Annotated in this window: 8 protein-coding genes and 1 tRNA gene; all 9 read right to left on the bottom strand. The window is 55.4% G+C overall.

All coding sequences use genetic code 11. The features are described from left to right. Positions 1–182: 182 nt before the first annotated feature. Positions 183–258 (bottom strand) — tRNA-Phe (locus HOL66_15755). A gap of 90 nt (positions 259–348) precedes the next feature. Next, entirely contained in the window at positions 349–549 is a 201-nt protein-coding gene (gene yacG / locus HOL66_15750) for a DNA gyrase inhibitor YacG (protein MBT5245691.1), read from the bottom strand. A 12-nt stretch (positions 550–561) separates the two neighbouring features. Beyond that, positions 562–2,013: an Rne/Rng family ribonuclease gene (locus tag HOL66_15745; GenBank protein MBT5245690.1), complete on the bottom strand. Its 1,452-nt coding sequence runs from the start codon at positions 2,011–2,013 to the stop codon at positions 562–564. 3 nt (positions 2,014–2,016) lie between these two features. Further along, entirely contained in the window at positions 2,017–2,601 is a 585-nt protein-coding gene (maf, locus tag HOL66_15740) for a septum formation protein Maf (GenBank protein MBT5245689.1), read from the bottom strand. Positions 2,602–2,625: 24 nt separating this feature from the next. Then, a complete protein-coding gene (gene infA / locus HOL66_15735) occupies positions 2,626–2,844 on the bottom strand; it encodes a translation initiation factor IF-1 (GenBank protein ID MBT5245688.1) in 219 nt (72 codons plus the stop codon). Positions 2,845–2,926: 82 nt separating this feature from the next. After that, entirely contained in the window at positions 2,927–3,370 is a 444-nt protein-coding gene (locus tag HOL66_15730; GenBank protein MBT5245687.1) for an arsenate reductase ArsC, read from the bottom strand. 3 nt (positions 3,371–3,373) lie between these two features. After that, complete coding sequence (locus HOL66_15725) at positions 3,374–3,847, bottom strand: UPF0262 family protein (GenBank protein ID MBT5245686.1); 474 nt, start codon at positions 3,845–3,847, stop codon at positions 3,374–3,376. A 7-nt stretch (positions 3,848–3,854) separates the two neighbouring features. Beyond that, entirely contained in the window at positions 3,855–5,159 is a 1,305-nt protein-coding gene (gene hisD / locus HOL66_15720; protein MBT5245685.1) for a histidinol dehydrogenase, read from the bottom strand. After that, positions 5,159–5,845, bottom strand: coding sequence for an ATP phosphoribosyltransferase (locus HOL66_15715; GenBank protein MBT5245684.1), 687 nt, complete (start codon positions 5,843–5,845; stop codon positions 5,159–5,161). The genes hisD and HOL66_15715 overlap by 1 nt, the downstream gene beginning before the upstream one ends. Positions 5,846–6,000: the final 155 nt, after the last annotated feature.

The raw sequence follows: 6,000 nt of genomic DNA, 5'->3' as shown, positions 1-6,000 counted from the left end.
TGGCGCACCCGACAGGATTCGAACCTGTGACCTCTGCCTTCGGGGGGAATAGGTCTCACGATGCGTGTTTGGTGAAGGAGGAGCTCTATTGCATCGTGCAAACGCACCTTGTTACGCACCTTGACTTGAATTGCTCAATCAAGGAACAAACATCTAAATTATTGATTTTATTGAGGAAAAAATGGTGCCCGGGGGCGGATTTGAACCACCGACACGCGGATTTTCAATCCGCTGCTCTACCAACTGAGCTACCCGGGCACTGGGTCAGAGAGAGGCTTATAAAAGAAATAATGGGGGCTGTCCAGCATCCCTGAACGGGCTTTAATTTAAACTTTTTCAGGCTTTCCGTTATTCCTGCTCGAAGCTGTCATCATCAAGATCGGCTTCTTCCTGTGAAGCGATCCGGTAGTCCTCCTTTAGCCACTTGCCAAGATCCAGATCGGCACAACGTTTGGAACAAAACGGGCGAAAATCGGGTTTTTCCGGCTTCGAGCACATGGGGCACCCCTTTTCAGACGCCGCCGTTTTCAAGGTGATGATTTCAGCCATTGGTTTTGCTCCTTAAATTTTCTTAGCAATCCGGGCGATTTCATATTCGCCATCGCCCCGTTTTGCATCCGGGGTTATGGCGACTTTGCGGCCCAGACGTTCCTCCAACCCCTGCAAGGCACCCTTAAGAGGCCCCGCCAAAATATCGACAAGACGTTGCCCGGCGATCAATTGCAGGGCCTCTGAAGGCTCCCAGTCCGCTTCCTGGGCCAAGCGATCCAGGGCACGATAAGCGACAGTTTCCGGCGATAGCCCGTTTCCGCTTCCCCCACATATTGGACATGGACCACCCAGAATAGTGGCCAGCGAAGGACGGGCGCGTTTGCGAGTCAGTTCAACCAAACCGAAACGGGTAAAACCGCCAACGAAAACCTGTTGCGGATCGCCGGCAACGGCATCGCGCAAGACATCGAGAAGTTTTGCCCCGTTATCATGGCTTTTCATGGAGACGAAATCGATAACCAGCAAACCGCTCAAATTACGTAATCTGATCTGCCTGGCAATGTCTTTAGCCGCCTCGAGGTTGGTTTTCAGGGCCGCTTGTTCGCGCCCTCCCCCTGTGGTTCCCGCGACATTGACATCAATGGCGATAAGGGCCGGTGTTTCGCTGAAAATAACCGAGCCACCCGATGGTAATGAAATTTCACCGGCAAGAGCCTGTTCCAGATCATCAACCACCTGTTCATCGCCCAACAGCAATTTTGCGCCCTGATGCAGGACCAGCCGTGGAAGCTGATCCGGGGCCTGTTTTTCAAGTAGTGCCTTGGTCTTCAGGAATACCGCCGTGTCATCAACGACAACCCGCGCCACATCCTGACGAAGGGCACGAATGACGGCGTCCGGTTCGGCCTGCAGCAAGGTTGGCGGGGAGCCTGCAGCAGCGGCGGATTGCAAGTTCAAGAAGTCCTCACGAAGACCCGCAACATCACGGGCAATGGCTTCATCCGATGCGTCCCGGGCCGCCGTCCGCACAACGAAGCCCTCTTCCGGGCCGGCCAGTTCGGCCAGCATGGTTTGAAGGTGATCGCGTTTATCAGCATCGTTTATGCGTTTGGAAATCCGGATCGCCGGGTCACCGGGCGTGAGGACGACCGAGCCTGCACTAAGCGCCAGCCGGGTCGTCAACTTGGGGCCTTTGTCCTCAAAGGCATCGCGGAGAATTTGCACAACAACCTTGTCGCCTTCACACAGATAGCTCGAGATCGACTCATGGGCGCTGCCCTTCGTGCCGATGGGCCGGGCCTCTGCCAGGGCGAGAAAACCCGAACGTTCAAGCCCCAGATCGAGGAAGGCGGCATTCAGCGAGCCGATAACCTTCTCGACCCGACCGAGATAAATATTGCCAATAAGGCTGCGGTGATGATCGTCTTCCACGATCAGTTCAATCAGCCTGCCTGCACCAAGACAGGCGGTGCGTGTTCGTCCCGGGCGGACTTCGATCAAAATCTCGTCCACTTTCGTCACGATTTAACCCAACCCTTTAAGCAACTGCGCAGTCTCGAACAACGGCAGACCGACAACATTGGAGTGGGATCCGATAATTTTTCTGACAAAAGCCGCAGCCTGGCCCTGAATGGCGTAACCGCCCGCCTTGCCGTGCCATTCATCAGATGCGATGTAGGCGTCAATATCGCCCTTCTCGAGCCTCCTGAAGGCCACTGCCGTACTCACCAGCCGGTGATGGGCCCGACCATCCGGGCCAATGACTGTCAGGCCGCCCAGAACCCGGTGGCGACGCCCTGACAGCAATGTCAGGAAACGCCGGGCGTCCTCTGCCGTTTCGGCCTTGTTTAGTATACGTCGCCCGACCGCCACCACCGTATCGCAGCCAAGAATACAGTCGCCGGAATAATCACCGGCTACGGCGGCAGCCTTGGCCGCGCCCAGTCGTTGCACCAGGGCGCTCGGCAATTCATTTTTCAAGGGGGTTTCGTCGATATCCGCCGGAACGATCTTGTCAGGGAAAATTCCGATCTGGGCAAGCAAGTCAACGCGCCTGGGCGAGCTTGATGCCAGTATCAAACGGGGCATTTCTTTTTCGGAAACTGTCATCGCACATGACCCCCGAAAACCAGATTATTTGAAACGGAAGGTGATCCGACCCTTGGACAAGTCGTACGGGGTCATTTCCACGTTGACCCTGTCACCGGCGAGCACGCGAATACGAAACTTCCGCATCTTGCCAGCCGTATGGGCAAGCACTTCGTGGCCGTTATCCAATTCGACGCGGAACATCGCGTTAGGGAGAAGTTCCTTAACGATACCGGAGAATTCTAAAAGCTCTTCTTTCGCCATTGCGCTCTCATTTATTTAAATCGGCCACATAAGTGACGTTGTAAGCCGGTTTGGTCAAGTTATTTCCTTGTTTTATTGGTCGTCAAACGTGAGCCGCCGCCTCGACGGGGAAACGCGCTTTTATTTTTGCCATCAGTTGATCGCGAACCTGACGGTAGGCATCGAGCCTGATTTCCCGGCTACCTTCAATAATCGTCGGGTCAAATGTGTTCCAGAATTCGACCTCACAAGCCATGACGCGGGTCATTTCGACCGCTTTATGCTGGGCTTCCGGCGATAGCGAAATGACAATGTCAAAGGAGTCATCTTCAAGGTCATCAAAGGTTTTGGAATTGTGTTTGGAAATCTCGATACCGATCTCGTCCATGACTTCAATAACGAACCCGTCGATTTCACCCTGTCTGACACCCGCAGAATCAACATAAATACGATGTCCGTGCAGATGTTTGAGAATACCTTCGGCCATGGGCGAACGCACCGAATTCATGGTGCAGGAAAACAGGACGGCTGAAGGAAGATCTGACATCCTCTACACCCTGATATGAAGAACACAAATCAGGGTGAACAGGCGCCTTGCCGTGTCTGTATCAATATCAACTTTTTCGGCAAGCCGTTCTTTAAGAATATCCGCACCCTCGTTGTGCAGCCCCCTGCGACCCATATCGATGGCTTCGATCTGCGAGGGGGAAGAGACTTTGATGGCCTTGAAATAGCTGTCACAGACCATGAAGTAGTCTTTGACGACCGACCGCAAAGGGCTAAGAGGCTGGGTAAAGCGCGCCAATTCCTTATCATCGGTATCCCTGACATCAAAGATCAGCCGGTTTTCGGCAATTGACAGATGCAGGTGGAAGGGGCCAGGAAAATCGCCGGTCAGCTTAAAGCGGTTTTCTTCAAGCAAATCATAAATCGCCACTTTGCGTTCGTGGTCGACTTGTGCGGAGCGGCTGACGACGCTGCGTTCGTCCAGGAATATTTCCGCTATCCTTTGCTGGTCTGCCACGGCGGGATTATTCCTCTGAGCGCCGGTTCAGTCGCAGGGCGATGGAGCGGGCGTGCGCGTCCAGGCCCTCTGCTTCGGCCAGCAAAACAGCGGCGGGGCCGACAGTGGCCAGACTTTCGGCATCGGCGCCAATGAGGGAACTTCGCTTGAGGAAATCAAGCACTCCCAACCCCGACGAGAACCGGGCGCTGCCATCGGTCGGCAGGACGTGATTGGGACCGGCCAGATAATCCCCCAGTGCCTCAGGGGCGTACCGGCCAAGGAAGATGGCTCCGGCGTTGCACACCCTTGCCGCCAACCTGTCAGGATCAGCAACCGCCAATTCAAGATGTTCAGGGGCAATGCGGTCAATCAAAGGGATCGCTTCATCCAAATTACCAACAACGATAAGGGCGCCAAAATCGCGCCAACTCTGGCCTGCGATATCGGCCCTGGGCAAAGTTTTTAGCGCCCCCTCAACTGCCGCCGCGACGCGCTCCGCAAAACCCTCATCATCAGTTATCAGGATCGCTTGCGCTAATTTATCGTGCTCTGCCTGGGACAGTAAATCCATGGCAATCCAGTTCGGGTCGTTGTCAGCGTCGGCAACAACCAAAATTTCCGAAGGACCGGCAATCATATCGATGCCGACAGTTCCGAAGACCTGCCGCTTGGCAGCCGCTACGTAAGCGTTTCCAGGGCCAACGATCTTGTCGACCGGGGCAATGGTGGCTGTGCCGTAAGCCAGGGCGCCGACGGCCTGGGCACCGCCGATACGGTAAATCTCGTCAATACCGGCGACGCGGGCAGCCGCCAGGACCAGTGGATTGAGCACACCGCCCGGCGTCGGCACCACCATGACCAGGCGCTCAACGCCGGCGACCTTTGCCGGCAGGGCGTTCATCAACACGGACGACGGGTAGGCAGCGGTGCCACCCGGAACGTACAATCCGGCAGCGGCGACAGCCGTCCACCGATAACCCAGACGTATGCCGGCGGCATCGGCGTAATCCAGATCTTCGGGTATCTGGCGTTTATGAAAATCGGAAATACGCTCGGCGGCAAGTTCAAGTGCCGCCAGCAATGCAGGATCGCACTGTTTCATCGCGGCGTCGATTTCATCCGCGCCGATGGCCATCCCGTCTGTGCTCAACTCAAAACCATCGAAGCGCCGGGTCAACTCGACAACCGCTGCGTCGCCACGGGCCCGCACATCGGCAAGGATGGTCGTGACCGTATCGTTCACATCCGCCTCGTTATCGCGCTTGGCCGTCAGGAATGTCGCAAAGGCGTCGGCGAAATGATTGTCGGCCGTCTTCAGGCGGGTCGTCATCAGACCGTCTCGAGCACTGGTTGGGATTTAGCCAGCGCCTTGCGGAAATCCTCGATCAACTGACCGATTTCGTCAGGGCGGGTTTTCCAGGCCGCTCTGTTGACCGTCAGGCTCGAGGTGATTTCGGCAATGTGTTCAATCTCGACAAGCCCGTTGGCGCGCAAGGTATCGCCGCTGGACACCAAATCGACAATGCGGCGACACAATCCCAGTATCGGCGCCAGTTCCATGGCCCCGTTTAGTTTGATGCATTCTGCCTGAACACCGCGGCGCGCAAAGTGACGGCTGGTGATCGCCGGGTATTTGGTGGCGACACGAACATGGCTCCAGGTTGTCGGGTCATCATTGCCTACCATTTCCTTGGGTTCGGCGACGGCCATGCGGCAGTAACCAATGCCCAGATCAAGGGGTGCATAGATTTCAGGATAATCAAATTCCATCAGCACGTCGCCACCGACAATGCCAAGATGGGCGGCCCCGAAGGCGACGAAGGTCGCCGCATCAAAGCTGCGCACCCGGATGATATCAAGACCGGGCCTGTTTGTTGCGAAACGCAACTGACGCGCACCCTCATCGCTAAAAGCCGGTTCGGGCTCTATTCCGGCGGCATGCAACAGGGGCATCACTTCTTTAAGGATACGTCCCTTGGGCAGGGCCAGGACAAGTTTTTCTTCAGGCTTGGACATCACTTCCTCGGATCATCAAAATATTCAAGGCTTAATAAAGGGTTTTTACCGCTTTAACCAGCCTGTTCAAGGGCCTGCTCTTTGATCAGTAAAGTTGAGGGTTAAACTCAAGAATGATTAGAAAAAGGACCAAGAACCTTGGTTATTCAATCCTT

The sequence above is a fragment of the Rhodospirillaceae bacterium genome (genome assembly GCA_018662005.1).
In the GTDB taxonomy this organism is placed as follows: domain Bacteria; phylum Pseudomonadota; class Alphaproteobacteria; order Rhodospirillales; family JABHCV01; genus JACNJU01.
This window is presented reverse-complemented; position numbering and strand designations above follow the sequence as displayed.